The sequence below is a fragment of the Paenibacillus sp. Leaf72 genome (assembly GCF_001422685.1).
Taxonomy (GTDB): domain Bacteria; phylum Bacillota; class Bacilli; order Paenibacillales; family Paenibacillaceae; genus Pristimantibacillus.
On sequence record NZ_LMLV01000004.1, the window covers coordinates 74,811 to 93,776 of the forward strand.

General features: G+C 39.8%; 16 protein-coding genes. 3 read left to right on the forward strand and 13 right to left on the reverse strand.

The window, feature by feature from the left end; translation table 11 throughout:
• Nucleotides 1-54 precede the first annotated feature (54 nt).
• From ASF12_RS11280 to rfbA, 11 genes are all read right to left on the reverse strand, one after another.
• Nucleotides 55-984 (reverse strand): glycosyltransferase family 2 protein, encoded by a 930-nt coding sequence (locus ASF12_RS11280; RefSeq protein ID WP_056034296.1) that lies wholly within the window; start codon nt 982-984, stop codon nt 55-57.
• A gap of 66 nt (nt 985-1,050) precedes the next feature.
• A complete protein-coding gene (locus ASF12_RS11285; RefSeq protein ID WP_056034114.1) occupies nt 1,051-2,589 on the reverse strand; it encodes an alginate O-acetyltransferase AlgX-related protein in 1,539 nt (512 codons plus the stop codon).
• 12 nt (nt 2,590-2,601) lie between these two features.
• Nucleotides 2,602-4,020, reverse strand: coding sequence for an MBOAT family O-acyltransferase (locus tag ASF12_RS11290; RefSeq protein WP_056034117.1), 1,419 nt, complete (start codon nt 4,018-4,020; stop codon nt 2,602-2,604).
• 44 nt (nt 4,021-4,064) lie between these two features.
• Entirely contained in the window at nt 4,065-5,972 is a 1,908-nt protein-coding gene (locus tag ASF12_RS11295) for a rhamnan synthesis F family protein (RefSeq protein WP_200931610.1), read from the reverse strand.
• A gap of 56 nt (nt 5,973-6,028) precedes the next feature.
• Nucleotides 6,029-6,883, reverse strand: a complete 855-nt coding sequence (locus ASF12_RS11300; RefSeq protein WP_056034121.1) for an NAD-dependent epimerase/dehydratase family protein — start codon at nt 6,881-6,883, stop codon at nt 6,029-6,031.
• Between the two features lie 33 nt (nt 6,884-6,916).
• Nucleotides 6,917-7,651: an ABC transporter ATP-binding protein gene (locus ASF12_RS11305; protein WP_056034124.1), complete on the reverse strand. Its 735-nt coding sequence runs from the start codon at nt 7,649-7,651 to the stop codon at nt 6,917-6,919.
• A gap of 29 nt (nt 7,652-7,680) precedes the next feature.
• Entirely contained in the window at nt 7,681-8,454 is a 774-nt protein-coding gene (locus ASF12_RS11310; RefSeq protein WP_056034126.1) for an ABC transporter permease, read from the reverse strand.
• Nucleotides 8,455-8,638: 184 nt separating this feature from the next.
• Nucleotides 8,639-9,487, reverse strand: a complete 849-nt coding sequence (gene rfbD, locus ASF12_RS11315; protein ID WP_056034129.1) for a dTDP-4-dehydrorhamnose reductase — start codon at nt 9,485-9,487, stop codon at nt 8,639-8,641.
• 11 nt (nt 9,488-9,498) lie between these two features.
• Complete coding sequence (rfbB, locus tag ASF12_RS11320) at nt 9,499-10,551, reverse strand: dTDP-glucose 4,6-dehydratase (RefSeq protein ID WP_081418760.1); 1,053 nt, start codon at nt 10,549-10,551, stop codon at nt 9,499-9,501.
• 34 nt (nt 10,552-10,585) lie between these two features.
• A complete protein-coding gene (gene rfbC, locus ASF12_RS11325; protein WP_056034132.1) occupies nt 10,586-11,137 on the reverse strand; it encodes a dTDP-4-dehydrorhamnose 3,5-epimerase in 552 nt (183 codons plus the stop codon).
• A gap of 36 nt (nt 11,138-11,173) precedes the next feature.
• A complete protein-coding gene (gene rfbA, locus ASF12_RS11330) occupies nt 11,174-12,046 on the reverse strand; it encodes a glucose-1-phosphate thymidylyltransferase RfbA (RefSeq protein WP_056034135.1) in 873 nt (290 codons plus the stop codon).
• Between the two features lie 304 nt (nt 12,047-12,350).
• On the opposite strand from rfbA, the gene ASF12_RS11335 reads away from it, so the two are divergent.
• From ASF12_RS11335 to ASF12_RS11345, 3 genes are all read left to right on the forward strand, one after another.
• Nucleotides 12,351-14,594: an O-antigen ligase family protein gene (locus ASF12_RS11335; protein ID WP_056034137.1), complete on the forward strand. Its 2,244-nt coding sequence runs from the start codon at nt 12,351-12,353 to the stop codon at nt 14,592-14,594.
• A gap of 198 nt (nt 14,595-14,792) precedes the next feature.
• A complete protein-coding gene (locus ASF12_RS11340; RefSeq protein ID WP_155973067.1) occupies nt 14,793-15,833 on the forward strand; it encodes a M23 family metallopeptidase in 1,041 nt (346 codons plus the stop codon).
• A 24-nt stretch (nt 15,834-15,857) separates the two neighbouring features.
• Nucleotides 15,858-16,307, forward strand: coding sequence for a bactofilin family protein (locus tag ASF12_RS11345; protein ID WP_063892545.1), 450 nt, complete (start codon nt 15,858-15,860; stop codon nt 16,305-16,307).
• A 353-nt stretch (nt 16,308-16,660) separates the two neighbouring features.
• On the opposite strand, the gene ASF12_RS11350 is transcribed toward ASF12_RS11345, so the two are convergent.
• Nucleotides 16,661-17,464: an ABC transporter permease gene (locus tag ASF12_RS11350; RefSeq protein WP_056034144.1), complete on the reverse strand. Its 804-nt coding sequence runs from the start codon at nt 17,462-17,464 to the stop codon at nt 16,661-16,663.
• The gene (locus ASF12_RS11355) at nt 17,457-18,359 is read right to left on the reverse strand and encodes an ABC transporter ATP-binding protein (protein ID WP_056034307.1); all 903 of its coding nucleotides are present in this window, start codon (nt 18,357-18,359) and stop codon (nt 17,457-17,459) included. Before ASF12_RS11355 ends, ASF12_RS11350 begins: the two co-directional genes overlap by 8 nt.
• Nucleotides 18,360-18,966: the final 607 nt, after the last annotated feature.

An 18,966-nucleotide genomic window follows, 5' to 3' on the forward strand; every position in this document is an offset into this window, starting at 1 on the left:
GGATGCAAAAAGAACCCCATATGTTTCCACATGAGATTCTCATTAAATGACTCATTAACTAAGCTTTTCCTTCATCTTGCGATTAACCTGCCTGCGCTTGCGCAGCATAGCAGGCAGCATTTTGATAATAACTGGCCAACAGCCGAGCAGCCCTGGTTCTCTGAGCAGAATATAAGCAAGCTTCGCAGCTTCCACGAAAGTTAGCAAGGGAATCAACCAGAGCAGCTGCCAGCTGATTGGCTCATTTTTAATAAGCGTGAACCAGCGGTTTTGATAGGAGTGCCTACGGATGAACAATGGGACAGAACGGCGCCCTCCCTGCTTCCATCCTCGATGATGCAGCGCACCAGCAGAAGGCACATAACTGGCTTTCCAGCCTAGCTTCTGCGCCCGCCACGCCACGTCTACATCCTCTTTATAGGCAAAATAGTCCTCATCAAAAAACTGGCCGTCGATTTGAATATCACGAATCATTGCCGTGCGATACACTGCCGCTGCTCCGGATACCCCGAATACTTCCAGCGGTTTGCTCCAATTCGCGGCAGGCTCATCAGTGGCCAAATCATAGGCTTGACGAGTGCGGCGCATGCCAAGTCCTGCACTATCCATCTTAGTAGGATCGGAGCCGAGTACTAGCTTCCCAGACACGCTGCCAACTTGCGGATGACTTTCCATGAAAGCTACCGCTTCCAACAAAAAATCCTGACCCAACGTCACATCGGGATTAAGAACCAGAACGTAATCAGCGTCGGTTTGAGCGATCGCCTGATTTTGCCCGCCAGCAAATCCATTGTTATCTTCATTTTCAATAAACAAAATCTTTTTCCCAAATTGCCTTACTCTCTGAGCAGTACCATCTGTTGAAGCATTATCGATAACAATTATACGATCAATTGGGATGGATTGATTCATAACCGCCTTTAAGCACTGATCTATGTCGTCCTCACTATTATAAGTTATTATACAAACACTAGTTGTAGGCATTTTCTTTATCACTCACTGTTCTTAAATTAGTGATTAACACCTCTTTTAAAAATAAATTAAACTCCTTTATTTTGTTACAATTTGATATTCAACTGGAGAATACTGATATTTTTGATCCTTTGAAATAATTACAAAACTAAACTTGCCCTCTTTTTTCAACTCCGAAGCATTTACTGTAAAATTAAATCCCGAATTTGTTAGGTTAGGGTTTTTAAAATGTTCAGATACACTAGTACGAGGAGCACCGTACGATCCCGAATAATATTTATCTCCAACCTTGAGAAATAAATTGGAGGCCACATCATTAGCTTTTGGGTCTAAAGCCCATCCTGAAATATTTACTGCATTATTTATATTATTTATACTAATGCTACCTTGTTGTTGAACAAGTTCATTATTAAAGTAGTCAATCCACATTAATGGTCGATCCTCAACTATAGTTAAATTTTTATAAGTACTATAGTCCATAAATTCTGTAGATGTCGATAAAATATTCATAGTTTTCTCGAAACTTCGCTCGACATTTTCGTAAATAACTATGTCGGGTTTAAGAATTTCTACTAAACTTTTGATTCTGTCCATATTGTCCGTATAAACAAATGTTAATTCTGAAAAACTCTCGGCAAGATATGGTGTCATAAATTCATATAAATAACTGTCACCTAGAACTAGGATCTTGGGTAAGTTGTCATTAGTATTCTGGTAACTTACTGACATATAACTATTTGATAAATTCAACTTATCAATTATATCGTGAGTCTGAAAAGCCGAACTATCACGTTTCAAACTAAATGAGTAATCTTTTTCTGAGAATGAAACAGCATTATATATTTTCACTTCTCGTTCATACGTGGTGATTTTAAAATCATTCCATGACAATACCTTGATATCAGGTAGATACGTTTGAACCTTTTTCATTAATTCTAGATATCCTATAAATGCACCGTAACTATTCCAATGCCCATTATCATAACTTGGCGAATACACTGTTGCTTTATTTTTTGCATGTAATAATGCATCTCTTGGTGTGAAAAAATCTACATTTGTTTTATTTGTTAAGTATTCTTCAACCAAATCGCTCCTTGAAAAATCACCAACCTTCAATATAGTCTTAGGATAATTCTCTGGATAAATAGTTTTCTTATCAAGATTCAACATTGATATAAACGGAATTCCTTCCATATTTAAATAATTATTTATTTGCTCGAGTGAATTTCCCCATTGACTAAGTTGCTGTTCTGATGGCAAGTTCAAATGTTGATAATCCTTAATTATTTCTGGTGTGACATAATAAAGCCAATTGTCGCTCCCAATCATTGTGTCCTTTTTAGTCAACATACCAAATAAATTATACTGAATTACTGTATTAGCCGTAACAAATTTATCTCTAAACCCTAAATTGTCATTAAACCATTCTTCAAACTCTTTTATAAATTGAGTATTTATTCCTCCATCTCCATTTGTAAAAGCTGGAAAGCTAGCCAATACTCTATTTTCAGCAGTGGATATCTTTCCAGATGACTTGTTCACAGCTACTAAAGGGAGTGATATTGCCAAAACAAAAAATACTGCCATCAGTATATTGAAAACCTTATATGCCTTCATGTCTCTAACTCCTTAAAATCTAAAGTATATAAACGGGTTGTAGGTTGATGTAGCCATGAACATTATACATATAACTAACAATATAACAATATAGGCATTTTGAATGAAAAGACTGAAACCACTATGCTCTTCGTACACCCCTACATTTTCTTTTATATACTTTGAAATTGGAATCGAAGCAATGCATGCAATTACCAACATTGTTATGACCATAGGGTCCAAGTAATACCAAACAGTAAACCCTACATCATACGGACTTGTAATACCAAACATAATTTTAAGATAATTAATCGCATGGGTAAAATCAGGCGAGCGGAAAAATACCCAGCCTATAATAACAATAATCATAGTGTACAACCATGTTATAAATTTAGGCACTTTCCACTTAAAACCTGATTTTTTTAGCACACGTTCAATAATAAGAAATAAGCCGTGCCACAATCCCCAAATAATAAAATTCCATGCAGCTCCATGCCATAGGCCTGTGACAATAAAAACAATCAATAAGTTAAAATATACATTTCCTGTTCTATTACCACCTAAGGGAATATATAAATAGTCCCTAAACCAAGATGAGAGAGAAATATGCCATCTACGCCAAAACTCTGTAATGGACTTAGATATATACGGAAAATCAAAATTTTCTTTAAATCTGAAACCAAACATTCTCGCAAGCCCTATCGCCATATCCGAATAACCAGAAAAATCAAAGTATATCTGTAGCGAGTAGCATATAGCACCAATCCATGCTATTGCCATTGTATTTTCATGATATGGCAATCCAAAAATATTATCCGCTACTTGTCCCAATGTGTTTGCAATAATAACTTTTTTTCCTAGTCCCATTACAAATCTTCTGACACCATAAGCAAAATCATCTACTCTTGTGACACGATTATCAATTTGATCATGTACATCAACATACCTAACGATAGGTCCGGCAATCAGTTGTGGAAAAAAAGACTTAAACAATGCAAATTTCAACAGATTCTTTTGAACGTCTACTCTTTTCAAGTAAACATCAATAACATAAGAAAGTCCTTGAAATGTAAAAAATGAAATACCAATTGGCAATATGATATGTTGTATTGGAAACGCTAATCCCGTTATACTGTTTATACTAGTAATAAAAAAATCAAAATATTTAAAGTAAAATAAGAGACCGCAATTTGCAGCGACACCAATCAACATAACTATTCTGCTTATTAAAACGCTAAAATTTTGTTGAGAGAAATTTATTAACAATCCAAATATATAATTTATAAGTATGGATAGTATTATTACTAGGACAAAACGCGGTTCGCCCCAGGCATAGAAGAAAAGGCTAGCTGCTAATAAAAACAAATTGCGGTACTCTATTTTTAGTAAATAATAGATCAATAAAACCAGTGGGAGAAAACAAAATAGAAAAACGGATGAACTAAAAACCATTGTTCTTACTCCTCGTCTGTAGCTAACAAAAATAGATAATGAATCTATCTTTTGTATATAGCTCTTTTTATAGCCTTTAATTTGTTTACTACTCTTGGTGGCAGGTTCTCACGCAGCTTAGTTTTGATGTAAAACTTAAATGATCTTTTTTTACCGATACTATTTCTCACTCCACCTACTATATCACTATGGTGCTGGTATCTATACATCCCATTTTCGAATATAGCCGTGTTTATTTCTCTTAGCATATGGTGTAAATTAGTTATTTCAATTTTTGCGTATTTGTCTGAGAAAACCCATGCCGGATAATACCCTTCATGTTGAGCAACGTAAGGGTATATTCTTTCAATAGCATGCAGGATGGTCCCATCCATGTCATTCGGTTCTTTCGGAAAATCTTCATATTTCCAATCATAATCAATTAAAGTCTTTAATGCCTTCGATCTGAACCAAAACATTGTACCTAAAGGAGCAATCGGCTCTTTCAGCCCATCCATCGGGATATCTTTCATTCCCAACTTCTCCAATAAAATTTTTGTGTTTTTAAAGTTATTTGACCATTCTAGACCAATAGTAGAATAATATATGCCATGGTTTGGCGGTGGCGGGGTTAACAACCCCAATTTTGAATTATCCTCAAAAGTTTGAATGATATTTTCGACAAACTCCCGACTGCCAAGTATATTTTCAAAACATTTATACATGAAAGACTCCCCAACACTGTAAGGCTTAATTTGTGCTGTTTTCTTATCATGTGCAAAGCAAATATAATCATAGTTCATTATAATATCCTTGCTTGCAACCAAAAGTGAAGACACGTCTCTACCTCTATTAGCAATTACCCAAACTTCTAATTTATTGCATTCCAATTTATCAAAAACTTGTAGAATGGCTTTCTTTTTTTCTTCTGTATTAGTAGTAATATATACATCAGCTTCTTTAGGCATTGCTTTTGCATATTCAAAACAGTTTTGAATCAGATCCTCAAAATATAAATGCATTATTAACGCTACATTTGCATTTCCTTGTGTTGTTCTCTTCTCGCTATATTTCGTAGGTAAAATATAATTTAATTGCATGTTCTTCTTAATATCTGCTTGATTGCTAGTCCGTAATACATTATTCCAAATAAGCTCAACATCATAATCAAGATTATTCCTGATATATTCATACGATTCCAAACCAACTTCACCAGTATTATAACGAAGGTAATAGTCATAATAATCAAAAAAGACTTTTCTTTTAACAATCGGACATCGTCTTTTCATTAATTCTAGTGGTGCATAGGTAGTTGGAGCTTGTGTATACTCCTTCAAATCATCCGTATTGATGTAAACATCACATGAAAATCCACTATCAACAAAGTCCTTCGTAAAAATGCCTTCATGAAATGCCATTGATTCAATATAAGAACCAATTGGCCTCATATTATTCCAATACTTTTTAAATTCGAAACTATTCAACATTCTCTTTCTGATTACAATAAAGAATGACTGTATAAAATCCGGAATGTAACCATACTTCATATTTCCTCCAGTCCAGTCATCATCTGAACCGTAATGCTTAGTAATTCCCCAAAAATCTATATTACGTTTATCCATTTCATCAAACATTTCTTTGAAAGGATATAACGGGCCAAACATTGTGTAATTTAATAATACTAACTCATCATAATCAGATAGACTTTCCCACCCTATGTAGTCTATACCTTCTTTGTACGCCCATACATCAAACCCTTTGTTCTCTCTTACAACTATATCTTTTGTTAGTTTTTCAAACTTCTCTCTACCCTCAACCGTTAACTTACCATTACATACAACTACAAGCCTCTCAACATTTTTATTTATATCTTCTAGCATATAAGGAATGTAATCATCAACTATTCCATCTTTATCATAAAACAAAAATATTGCTGCTCTTTTCATATTCGCTTCTACTTTTAATAACGTCATTTATACTGCCCCTTTATCTTTCCTCTGTGAGCTAAAGTTAGTTATGCAACTTCTCTTTACACACGCCAAGTAGTATTTTGCAATATCTTTTGTATTTTTTCATTATTACCCCAAATAGCAGGAGAATCATATGGACGATCTGGGAATGCACCGTACTCTAGCTTAATTTTAAATTCATTTTTGAGCAGGAAGCTTTCAACCATATCTTGTAAAGAGATAGGTGATCCTGAACAACAATTAATAACTCCGTTTATCTCTGACTGCAGGACACTTAAAACTATCTGTTCTGCAAGCTCATCAACAGTTATAAAATCATACATATTTTTACCCGAGGTAAAAGGGAATTTTTCTTTTCCTTCTTGCTCTGCTTGAATTATCTTCGTAAAAATAGATTTGTTTTTGGAATCATCCCCATATATATAAAAAGCCCTTAGCCATTGAAATACAACTTCTCTATCCTTTAAAAGGATTTCGAGGGATTGACGCAAACTGTTTTTTGCAACACCATAAAATGAATAAGGTAACGCTGGCGTATTTTCATTTATTTCACCCTCATGGTAACCAATTTCATGCATCGTTCCCATAACCGAAATTTGCTTCAGACCGCCTTCTAGCATCTTTTTAATGAATTGATAATGAGAATACATATATTTCAAATGAGACTCAGCATTATGAACAAATCCATCTGTCCAAGCCATATGTAAACAAATATCAGGACTGCCAAGCTTCTCGTATACATTATCATTATCCGAAAAAATATTATATTCGATTATATTAGCTCTAAGATCAATGTTACTGGTATTATTTCCAACGGCAATAACTTCAATGCCCATATCTAAAAGCTTTTCTACTACATAACGTCCGATATAGCCCCCGGCCCCAGTTACTAAAACAGTCTTATTTTTAGACATAATACACTCTCCTAAACTTATTCATAAATCGTGCTATTGCCCTTGTAAGTATGCGTTACAAACATCTTCTACTGGGCCTGAGGCAGCAACTTCACCTCTTTTTAACCAAATTGCATTTTTACAAACGTTCCTTACCTGTTCAATCGAATGAGAAACCAATAGTAGTGTTGTGCCACCCATAGTAAGCTCGTCCATTCTCTTTTCACATTTCGCCTGAAAAGCTTGATCACCCACGGATAGAATCTCATCCACAATTAGTAATTCTGGTTTTACAAGTGTTGCAATAGAAAAGCCAAGACGAGCAACCATTCCTGATGAATAATTTTTAAGAGGCACATCTATGAAATCGTGCAACTCAGAAAAATCTATAATTTCCTCGAATCTCTCTAGCATAAATTTTTTTGAATGCCCTAAGACCGCTCCATTTAAAAAAACATTTTCACGCGCTGTAAGCTCCACATCAAAACCAGTTCCAAGTTCTATTAATGGGGCTATGCTTCCACTTACTGAAACCTTCCCTTCAGAGGGTTTATAAATTCCAGATATTATTTTTAGCATTGTACTTTTTCCAGAACCATTTCCCCCAACGATTGCAAAAGAATCTCCTTTCCTTACTTGAAAAGACACATTTTTAAGAGCATAAAACTCATTATATTCAATATTTTTTTTTAAAAGCTTGATCGTATATTCCTTTAAGCTGTTTATCTTTTCTCTCTCAAGATTAAAACGCATTGAAACATTAGTTACCTCAACCGCGAGTTCTGACATACACTTTTCCTTTCTAACGATCGGTTTCTTTAAATATGTAATACAAATTTATGTTGATTTTTATAGAAAATAAAAGCTCCCACAACAATGGAGACAATAGAAAAACTTAAGCATGCAATATTGGTTTGCAGATCCGGAAAGCGGTTATACAGTACAATATCCCGGAATGCCTCAACATAATAGTACATCGGATTTGAATAAATAACTGTTCTCACATAATCAGGAACAACATTTATTGGATAAAAAATAGGTGTTAAATACATCCATGCAGATAGTAGCACCGTATAAAGATGTAACATGTCACGAAAATATACGGCTAAAACAGACATAATAAGTCCCATACCAATTGCAAACATTAATATGTAAATCAATGGTAATGGGAACAGAAGAATAGTTGGAGTAATAGGCGCCCCAGTGACTAACATCACAATTAAAATTGACACGAGCGAAAAAAGAAGCGAAATAAAAGAAGAAAATACTCTTGAGACAGGAAAAATATATTTAGGAACATATACCTTTTTTATTAAAGATCCCGCATTAAGAATTGAACTCATGGATAAAGTAGTTGCTTCAGCAAAAAAACTAAACATAATTTGCCCTGCTAAAAGATAAACTGGAAAGTTAGGTATATCGAATCTGAAAATATTAGAAAACACAGCTACTAATACAATCATCATTAAAAGCGGATTTAATAGACTCCATAAATAACCAAGAACAGATCGACGATATTTCACTTTTAAATCCCTAATAACAAATTGAGCGAGAAGTTCTTTATATTTCCAAAAATTATTTAGATACGTCATTTTCATCGATCCTCAAGTTTTTATTTATCATACACATTAAGCTTGTCCACTTCATCTTATATCCAATGAAGTCAAGTATATATAAATAAAAATAGATTTTGAATTATACACATATTTCTTGCTGAATCACAATCTCCTGCGATTCAGCAAGGCATGCTCTAATTATCCGTTGCAATTTTCATCTCTAGCTAATCCCGATTTTATTTAAATAGCGCCCCAGCGCATCCTGCCAAGTCGGCAGACGTCCGAAGCCCGCATGATCAAGCGTAGCTTTAGACAAATTTGAATAACTAGGTCTTTTAACAATGGTTGGATATTCACTTGATTTAATAAAATTAACTGTGGTGCTATACCCCGCCTGCCGAAAAATTTCAGTTGCAAATTCCGCCCAACTGCAAAACCCCTCGTTAGTCACATGGTAAACACCATATTTTTCTGTTTTTATCATTTCTACAATAAGCATTGCTAAATCCTCAGTAAACGTAGGCGATCCAATTTGATCAGCTACAACATTAATTTTTCCCTGATTTTCACTGAGCTTCAGCATGGTACTTACAAAGTTATTACCATTGACGCCAAATGACCACGATGTCCTAATTATAAAATGTTTTTCTACATTTTGTAGTACTTCAATTTCACCGTCTAATTTGGTTTGGCCATAAACCGATAATGGTTTCGTTTTAGAATATACTTCGTAAGGTATTTTCTCTTCACCAGAAAAAACATAATCTGTACTTATATAAACAAGCTTTGCGTTTATTTCCTTGCAAACCTTTGCTATATTAGCAGTCGCGTCAACATTTATTAATCGGCATTGTGCTTCATGGCTTTCCGCTTTATCAACATTAGTAAAAGCCGCACAATGTATTACAACGCTCGGCAAATAATTTCTAATAAATTCTGCTGTTTTGTCCATATCGCTAATATCTAGCATTTGCCTATCCAGGCCATAGAATTCCGTTCCTTGCGATTCCAGAAACTGGACAATATCATGTCCCAGCAATCCTTTAGCGCCTGTTACTAACACTTTCATGGACATGTCTCCTAAGGATACATTCTGGAGTAATACTCCTTATACTCTCCACTTTTTACATGATTAAGCCATTCTTTATTATCTAGATACCAACGTATTGTCATTTGAATTCCTTCTTCAAACATAACAAGCGGCTCCCAATCTAATTCCTCTTTCATCTTGGCAGCATCTATTGCATATCTCCGGTCATGCCCTAGTCTATCCTTAACGTAGCTTATTAAGCTTTCCGGTTTCTCCAGCTCTTGTAAAACCAATTTCACAATTTCAATATTGGTTTTTTCGTTATGCCCGCCTACGTTGTACACTTCTCCTGATTTCCCTCTATGGAGAACCGCAGCAATTGCACTGCAATGATCTTCAACATAAAGCCAGTCCCTAATATTCAAACCATCCCCATATATAGGAAGCTCCTTGTTTTCAAGAGCATTCGATATCATTAAAGGGATAAGTTTTTCAGGAAACTGGTAAGGCCCGTAATTATTAGAGCATCTTGTTATGCTTACATTTAACCCGAATGTCTCATGGTAGGCTCTTACAAACATATCGGCAGATGCCTTACTCGCTGAATAAGGACTATTAGGAGCTAGAGGAGTTGCTTCTGTAAAATAGCCAGTTTCACCAAGCGAGCCATACACTTCATCCGTTGAAACTTGTAGATACTTTTGATTCGTATAGGGAGCAGTCCAATATTTCCTACATGCATCAAGCAAAACACGAGTACCTTCAATATTCGTCTTCAGAAATATTTGTGGATCGGTGATGCTGCGATCCACATGAGACTCTGCAGCAAAATTCAATACATAATTAGGTTGATATTGTTCGAAAATTTTCTCAACTAATTCACTATCACAAATATCTCCTTTAACAAAAACATAGTTGCTGTTGTTCTCAACTTCTTTCATATTGTCAAGATTCCCTGCATATGTTAAAGCATCAAGGTTAATAATTTTGTAATTAGGGAATCGCTTAAACATGTGCAAAATAAAATTACTCCCAATAAACCCTGCTCCCCCCGTCACTAAAAGGGTTGCTTGTTGTACTTCCCGTTCTTCTTTGACTGACAATTTATTCTCCTCCTAATATATACATATGCATTTGTTATAAGTTTTGTTCAGATAGCGTTTTTAAATTTTTATCTTTTTCAGACAGCAAAACTTCTTCCAGTTGTTCAATCGGCCATTCTATTCCGATCTCGGGATCGTTCCATAACACACCAGCATCGAATTCCGGATAATAAAAGTCAGTACATTTATAGGCAAATTCTGCTTCTTCAGATAAAACTACAAAGCCGTGTGCAAAGCCCTCTGGAACGTAAAACTGTTTTTTATTTTCTCCAGTAAGAATAATTCCTTCCCACTGTTTGTAAGTAGGTGAGTCTTTCCTCAAGTCTACAGCTACATCGAATACCTCACCCGATAATACGCGAACTAGCTTTCCTTGAGCATGCCGATTCTGAAAGTGGAGCCCGCGAAGAACTCCTTTACGGGACTTGGATTGGTTATCCTGCACAAATTTCATATCCAGCCCTGCTGCTTTAAAATCATTAAAATTATATGTCTCCATGAAATATCCACGTTCATCCCCAAAAACCTTAGGCTCTATTATCGTCAAACCTTCAATTTTCGTTTTCACAAAATTAAACTGTCCCATCCAAATCCTCCTCAGTGAATCAGTATTCCCTTAACTTTAATTAAAACCTTCAGCAACCTGCACTAAATATTGACCGTATTCGCTTTTCATAAGTGGACGCGCTAATTCAAGAAGCTGCTCTTTCGAAATGAACTTTTTGTTGAAAGCAATCTCCTCAACACAAGCTATATATAGCCCTTGCCGCTTTTGCACTGCCTCGACAAAGTTGCTCGCCTCTAACATTGTATCATGTGTCCCAGTATCCATCCATGCCATGCCTCTACCGAGCAATTTGACATTTAGCTTCCCTTTGATAAGATACTGATTATTCACTTCAGTGATTTCCAGTTCTCCGCGGGCTGATGGTTTAATACTTTTTGCTATCTCAACTACGGAATTATCATAGAAATACAAACCCGGAACCGCATAATGGGACTTAGGCTTTGTAGGCTTTTCTTCAATAGATAAAACTTTCCCGTTGTTATCATATTCAATTACTCCGTATGCTTGAGGGTTTTTCACAAAAAAACCAAAGATTGTTGCTCCTTCTTCCAGTTTGGTTGCTTCCTCAAGAATCCGTCCAAAACTTTGCCCATAAAAAATATTATCACCTAAAATTAATGCAACTGAATCGGTACCTATAAATTCCTCTCCAATAATGAAAGCTTCGGCCAACCCATTAGGAGATTCCTGTACGGCATATGTTATAAACAAACCTAAATCAGACCCATCACCAAATAATTCTTCAAAAATTTTAATATCTCTAGGGGTTGAGATTATGAGAATCTCCCTAATACCTGCTAACATCAGAACGGATAGCGGATAATAAATCATTGGCTTATCATAAACTGGAACGATTTGCTTAGATATTGCTTTTGTTATAGGATATAATCTTGTACCTGATCCACCTGCGAGAATAATTCCTTTCATCTACCTTAAACCCCTTCCAAAGTATATATAAATAACTAACTATGTATTTCTCTGATCAATTATTATTACAAGAAAAAGATCGAATAAAGTAATTTTCTGACGTTTACGCACAGAGTCATTCTATCAAAATTACTATGCGAATACCACTCTCATTCCTCAAATCCCAGAAAAACCAAGCTAAGACCACTCATTTTAGAAATGAAACTTGTCACTTCTTCACACACCCCCTTATAGTAATCGACTCCCTCATTTGTTAAAATAGTACTATGAAGAAATCTACTACGCATACAAGGAGTACATATTAATGAGTTCAAGGAAAAAAGCAACACAAAACACAGCGGAATTGTCTAAAGAGCAGCCGCTGTTGCAAGGGTTATTGACACTTGGCTTGGCTTTGTTCGTCCTTATTTTCCCATACGAGCGCGGATTGTTCAATGGCTACGAGTATGGCTTTGAGTCTCCCATTTACAACGCGGCCATCTATGGCTACGTTCTACTCGCCGCAACCGCCTTGTTCGCTTATCTTACGGGCTGGAAACTGAATAACCATCGCAGCGTGCTGTCGATTGCAGTTTTGCTGCTTCCGGCCATCTATTGGCTCTCATCGATGCAGGCCGTCTCCAGCTATTATGCCAAATTTATGACGTTTGTCTTTTTCCTGCTCGCTGCCCTGTTTCTGACCAGTCTATATGCCGCTGGAAGAGTACAGATGCGAAAATGGCTGGAATATGGCGTTGTGCTCTCTGCCTATTTAATCGTATTTTTCGGCCTGCTGAACTTGTTCGGCCAGCAATATTACAAGGATGCGATGTGGCTAGCCCACGATGGCTACCGGCTTAGCTCAGTCTTTCAATATTCCAATACATATGCCGGCTTCCTAATTGCCATCTTTCTGATCGCCGCTTATTATGCCGCAACCTGTGAGCGCTGGTATATGCGCCTAGCTAATTCTATTATGCTCGTACCAATTTTAATTTCTTTTTTTCTCGCTTATTCGAGGGGCGCCCTCGTTATTATTCCAGTGATGCTTATTGTACTTCTGCCTTTCCTGAAGCTGGCTAGGCAATTTGCCTATGTCGTCTATGCTGGTCTATCCGCTTTGCTGACGCTCGTTATTTTGGGCAAAATCACGGCTAATACAGAAGCGATTTCCGCAATTGTCCAGCCGACCGAAACGAAAGTGGCGACGACGATTTCGATGTTCGACAAGCTGCCGCTGCAAAGCTGGGCATTGCTTGCAGGCGCAGCCCTTGTTAATGCAGGACTGATCATGCTTATTCACAAGAAGCTGTTCCCTTGGATCGAAAAGAAAAGTGCACGCCTTGCGCAGCGCAAATGGGCGTTTGCTGCTTTTCCCGCTGCTATTGTCGTTGTCGGACTATTGGCAGCCGTATTGCTTATTACAAGCGACGGCATCCGTGATCTGCTGCCTGAGAAAATGGCTTCCCGATTCGAAAACATCAACTTGCAGCAGCACAGCGTTCTCGAACGCTGGACCTTCTATGAGGATGGCCTTAAGGTTGCCAAAGACTATCCGCTGCTCGGAGCTGGCGGAGGCAGCTGGCAGGCTCTATATGAGCAATATCAAAACAATCCATATTGGAGCAGACAGGCGCACAGCTTCTTCATTCAAACGCTAGTTGAGGTGGGCTGGATTGGATTTGCTGCGCTTATCGGGCTGCTCGTTTATGTCTATTACTTATACATTCGCTCGTACATCCGTTACCCTGAACGTCGGGGCAGCCACTTGATCTTTTTTATTTTGGCAACGACGCTTCTGCTGCATAGCGCTATCGATTTTGATATGAGCTACGTCTATTTGAGCGCTTTGCTGTTCATTAGCTTGGGCGCTATGATTGCGCCATATGGCAAATCGCTTGCGTTTAAACAAGAGGCAGAACAACCCGTACAGGGCAGCGCAGTAAAATGGATCTATCCATCTGCCATCGGCGTGCTCGCAATTGTCCTGCTCGTCGGCTCCGCGCGCGCGAACGGCGCAAACAGCACGTTTCAGGATACGTATAATACGGCTGCTGCTGGGAAGGCGCAGCTCAACCAACTGCTGCCTTCACTCAATAAGGCCATTAAGACTTCTCCTGATCATTCCGTGTTTAGCCTGACCAAATACGAATGGCTGATGCAGGTCTATGAGCAGACGCAAAATGCTTCCATGAAAAATGAAGCGCTGCAGACGCTTGCAAGCGGCAAAGCCAATGATCCTTATAACCGTTCGTTCATTATGGCCCAATATCAAAATGACAAAAAGGACGGCAAAACAACAGAGATGCTGCAAGTGCTGGAAGAAGGCATTAGCAAATTCCGTTGGGATATCGAGTTTTATGATCATGCCATTGTTGAATATGTCGCGGCCATTAGCAGTGATGCTGGAAATGCAGAAAGCTACCACAAGCGTGTGCTGGAGCTTAAAGCGGAAGTGGAGCGGCGTATCGCCCAGCTTGCGACACTGCCTCCAGAACAATCGCAGGGACGCGACTTCAGCTTCACACCTGCGATGCAGCAAGCACTAGCTTCTATTGAAACCAAATAAGCAATTGCCACAAGAATAAGCGCCTTTCCGGCCTCGTCTTTAAACGGTTGAATCTATGCATTACTTACGCATAAACCCGTTTTGAGACGTTCCCTAGGAGGCGCTTTTCCTATTTTTCTGACATGTTTCCCGCCGCGGCAGAATAAATTGCATTAGAACGTTCTAAATTCTCATACCGGCCGGAAGGAGAAACCTCTATTGAATCGATCGTCTAATTCAAAGTGGTCGTTTGTAGTCATGCGCGGTGCTGACAAAACCGTCAAGCAGTTTCATGTCTCAAAGCGATCCGTCATTGCGGCCCCTGCCGCAGCTGCACTGGCCGTGTCGGGCTGCTTTGCCGCCCTCCAGATCAAATCGGTCTTCGAGCTGCATGAGCTTGAGGCGCAGCTTCAGGAGCAGGCGACGCAGCAGGATGAACAATCCCAGCAGTATCAGCATACCGTCGCCAATAAGGATGAGACGATCCTCGCCCTACAGCAGCAGTTGGCAAGCCTTGCTCAGCAAACCGAGGACATGCAGACGCGTGTAGATGAGCTGCTTGCACTGGAAAACAAGCTCAAACAGTTCATCGACAAATATGGCAGCTCTGACTCTGGGATAGACACGAGCAGCCACAAGCTTGGGCAACAATCTGAACAGTTGTACAAGCGCGAGCAGGCTTTGGCACAGCAAGCCGGTTATGATACGAGCGGTTCCTTGCAAACGAGCGGGATGTCCTTTCGAGCTTTGGCTTCCTCTACCTCGTTTGACGTTCAATCATTAAGCGCAATGATCGACTCTTTGGAGAAAACGATGGCGCAGACGCTGCGGCAAGCACAGATAAGAAGGCAGCAGGTTGATTCCTATCCATCAGGCTGGCCTACCTATTCGAAGAAGCTGACGTCCAGCTTCGGCTACCGCAAAGATCCTTTTACAGGGAAAGCCGTCTTTCATGCCGGCATTGATATTGGCGGCAAAGCAGGCGATCCTGTTTTCAGCGCGGCGGATGGAACGATTAAGGAAGTCGGTACTGGAGGCTCTGAGGGCAACTATATCATTATCGACCATCATAACGGGCTGAACAGCGTTTATATGCATATGCAAAGCATAGAAGCCAAGGAAGGAGAACAGGTCGTGCGGGGCGAGAAAATCGGCCTGCTGGGCTCTACAGGCAGAAGCACGGGGCCTCATCTTCATTTTCAAATTATGCAGGGCGACGAGGCCGTCAATCCTTTGCCCTACTTGCTTCAACCATCCTAAGCTGCGAAACAAGGAGGTTTTTCCATGTCTATTTTTAAGGAAAACAAACGAATATCCCCTACGGATACACTGATTGGACAGGGGACCCATGCGGAAGGCAAGCTCATATGTGAAGCAGGCCTGCGTATTGAAGGCGAATATCGTGGAGACATTGAATGTGTTGGAGATGTCATCATTGGCGAATCTGGAGTAGCTCGTTCAAATATAACGGCGAAGGATTTGACTGTAGCAGGCAAACTTTTCGGGGATATTACGACAAAGGGTCGGCTCACGATTACTGCAACCGGGCAAATCACAGGAAACATTTATGCCCATTCCTTAATTATTCAAGATGGCGGAAGCTTTAATGGCAGCTGCCATATGGAACGGGGTCAGGCCCCGCTCACACGCCCGCTTTCGGAAACAGACAGCGCAGGGAAAGATAACGCTGCTAAAGACGGCAGCAATCGGGATAAGGCCCGTCAGGCCGTCTAGCAAGCGTCCAGTGTGTGCCAATGAACCACATATAAGCATATAAGCAGCAGCTTGAAGCACTCAGCTGAAACCACATAGAACAAGCAATCGGATTGGATTAGGGGAAGCAGCCTGCTAACAGCATTCGGGAACATACTGTGCAAAAAGCTTCACTTATATTTGAACATACAAAAGCAGGGCAGGCGAATTATCGCCTGCCCCTTTACTTTTTACTTGCTTTTGCTTTTGCTTATTTCTTGCTAATCCAGCTGTGCACCTTATTCAGGAGTCAGGCTGGCAAGGTTCCTTTTTTTCTACGAATTAGAACTAAGCCGGGGCGAGCTCCCATCTCCCATCATGCTTATGCGGCTTCACTACGCGCCAACGTCACGCTTAGCGAATACAAACCAGGTGAGTGCTGCGAATATTGCATAATACACAGCAAGCACGCTTATCGCGAAGCCGAGCGTCCGATCACCAACGTTTCCGGTCAAATAAGGCACCAAATCCAATTGGACGAAAAACAAGTAGTCCACCCATTTATAATTCATCAGGCCGATAAATGGACCGATGGAAATGGAGGAAAATACGAGGAAAATGGATAGCCCGATAGCAAGCCCGCCGCTCCGGAATACCGTTGACAGCATAAACGCTATCATCGAGGTCACAAGCAGGGCAATAAAGCGCATCAAATAATATTTCATATTATATACTGCCGCTGAGCCTTCAAATTGGCCATCAGCAACTAAAAAACCGTGAATTTCTGCAGCCGTTACATTCGTATGGTCAAAAAACAAAAAATTGAACGCAATAGTAAATGCATATAGCAGCACAACCTGTAACACCGCGAACAGCACGACTGAAATATATTTGGACAATAAAATTTTCCATCTCATCCACGGGCGAATAAGCAGCAGCTTAATCGTTCCGCTCGTGAACTCCTCAGCAACGCTCCCCGCCGCAACGACGGATGTGAACATGGCAATAAGCATATAACCTACTGCTGATTCATATTTTACAAGTGTCCACATCGATACCGCACTGTCTTTGGACATAAAATAAACGGGTACGGTCATAAATACAACCAATGCCAGCAGCAGGCCCGTCATAATCCAAGTTCTTGTGCGGAGGTATATTTTCATATTTTCATTCAATAGCAGCTTGCTGAAGTTATACAATATGACCGCCCCCCGTCTTCTCGAGGAACCGATCCTCTAAAGATTGATGCTGTGCCTGAATGCCGTATACTTTAATGCCTGCCGCTACGAGCTTTGCATTAAAGCTAGCGACCGCTTCCTTATCCGCCCCAATGGCAATGGCGTGGCCAGCCCGTTCCCCCGCTATTCCCTCATTAGCCGCAACAGCCAGCGCCGACTCTAAATCGTCCACTTCAAAAACGACCCGCTGCGTTGCATTCTGTTCCGACTCTCTGTTCTTCTCGACCTGGACGACCTCCACTAGCTTGCCCTGCTGGATAATGGCTACCCGGTCGCACATCAGCTCCATCTCGGCAAGCAAATGGCTGGAGACGAATATCGCCAGTCCCTCCTGCTTGGCCAGCCTTTGCAAATAATCGCGAAGCTCACGAATGCCCATGGGATCCAGTCCGTTCGTCGGCTCATCCAGAATGAGCAGCTTGGGCCGATGCAAAATCGCCTGCGCCACACCAAGCCGCTGCCTCATGCCAAGCGAATAGGTATTCACTTTATCATGAATGCGCGAGCCAAGGCCGACGAGCTCCGTCACCTCCTGAATACGTGAATGCTCAACACCCGGAACCATCCGGGCAAAATGAACCAAATTTTGATAACCAGTCATATATTTGTACATCTCCGGATTTTCGACAATGGCACCGACATGGCGAATCGCTTTCTCAAATTGCTTTGAGATGCTGTGACCATCAATTTTGATCTCGCCTTCTGTTATTGAAATGAGGCCGACCATCATTCGGATCATTGTCGTTTTGCCGGCGCCATTGGGACCGAGGAAGCCGAATACTTCACCAGCCGGCAAGTCAAGACTGAGATGATCAATGATCGTCCGTTTGCCGATGCGCTTCGTTACATTTAGCATTTGTACGATTGGCTGCTCCAATTTTTATTTCCTCCTTCTCCAGTGGATCGCATGTCCTGTCACATTTCTAATAGCGATCTAATAATGATCTAACATTAATCTAACTACAACTAACCTTACCTAGTATAATCGAATTAGGAAACGATTGGAATATGTACACGAATCATAGAAAAAGCCTCCTGCTACACAACTTCTGTAGTCAGGAGGCTTTGGGATGCAGGATAAAAGCTCGTTTGATAGGGATCAAAATCAGATTTAGCAGTTAGCGGGATCACTCCGCCTGTTGCGCCTTGCATTTGTGCCTCCAACTTGTTAGCATGGCCAGCTTGGGCCTGAGCACAGGCTCTACAACAACCTAGCCGATTTACTACACGGAAAAATCCGGTTCGGAACAACACATTCGCTTGCCCAGTAGGTATCATGTTTTGGCATCCGACGCAATAGAACTGCTCCTGAGGCTGAATCACCTAATCACTCCTTGTATACTTAATGTATCATAATTTATGTAAAATGTTACGTAATGTATCTGTTTGTTTATATTTTATGGTATTTAGCGAATAATGTCAACAGAAAACTCAAATTTTGTCGCCTTACAGAAACATCGAAC

What these genes read in the sequence shown, in the direction of transcription:
- rfbD (WP_056034129.1), bottom strand. Translation starts at nt 9,487, where the DNA reads ATGAAAGTGTTAGTAACAGGCGCTAAAGGATTGCTGGGACATGATATT.
- ASF12_RS11280 (WP_056034296.1), bottom strand. Translation starts at nt 984, where the DNA reads ATGCCTACAACTAGTGTTTGTATAATAACTTATAATAGTGAGGACGAC.
- ASF12_RS11290 (WP_056034117.1), bottom strand. Translation starts at nt 4,020, where the DNA reads ATGGTTTTTAGTTCATCCGTTTTTCTATTTTGTTTTCTCCCACTGGTT.
- rfbC (WP_056034132.1), bottom strand. Translation starts at nt 11,137, where the DNA reads ATGGGACAGTTTAATTTTGTGAAAACGAAAATTGAAGGTTTGACGATA.
- ASF12_RS11305 (WP_056034124.1), bottom strand. Translation starts at nt 7,651, where the DNA reads ATGTCAGAACTCGCGGTTGAGGTAACTAATGTTTCAATGCGTTTTAAT.
- ASF12_RS11310 (WP_056034126.1), bottom strand. Translation starts at nt 8,454, where the DNA reads ATGACGTATCTAAATAATTTTTGGAAATATAAAGAACTTCTCGCTCAA.
- ASF12_RS11295 (WP_200931610.1), bottom strand. Translation starts at nt 5,972, where the DNA reads ATGACGTTATTAAAAGTAGAAGCGAATATGAAAAGAGCAGCAATATTT.
- ASF12_RS11355 (WP_056034307.1), bottom strand. Translation starts at nt 18,359, where the DNA reads ATGCTAAATGTAACGAAGCGCATCGGCAAACGGACGATCATTGATCAT.
- ASF12_RS11300 (WP_056034121.1), bottom strand. Translation starts at nt 6,883, where the DNA reads ATGTCTAAAAATAAGACTGTTTTAGTAACTGGGGCCGGGGGCTATATC.
- ASF12_RS11345 (WP_063892545.1), top strand. Translation starts at nt 15,858, where the DNA reads ATGTCTATTTTTAAGGAAAACAAACGAATATCCCCTACGGATACACTG.
- ASF12_RS11285 (WP_056034114.1), bottom strand. Translation starts at nt 2,589, where the DNA reads ATGAAGGCATATAAGGTTTTCAATATACTGATGGCAGTATTTTTTGTT.
- rfbA (WP_056034135.1), bottom strand. Translation starts at nt 12,046, where the DNA reads ATGAAAGGAATTATTCTCGCAGGTGGATCAGGTACAAGATTATATCCT.
- ASF12_RS11335 (WP_056034137.1), top strand. Translation starts at nt 12,351, where the DNA reads ATGAGTTCAAGGAAAAAAGCAACACAAAACACAGCGGAATTGTCTAAA.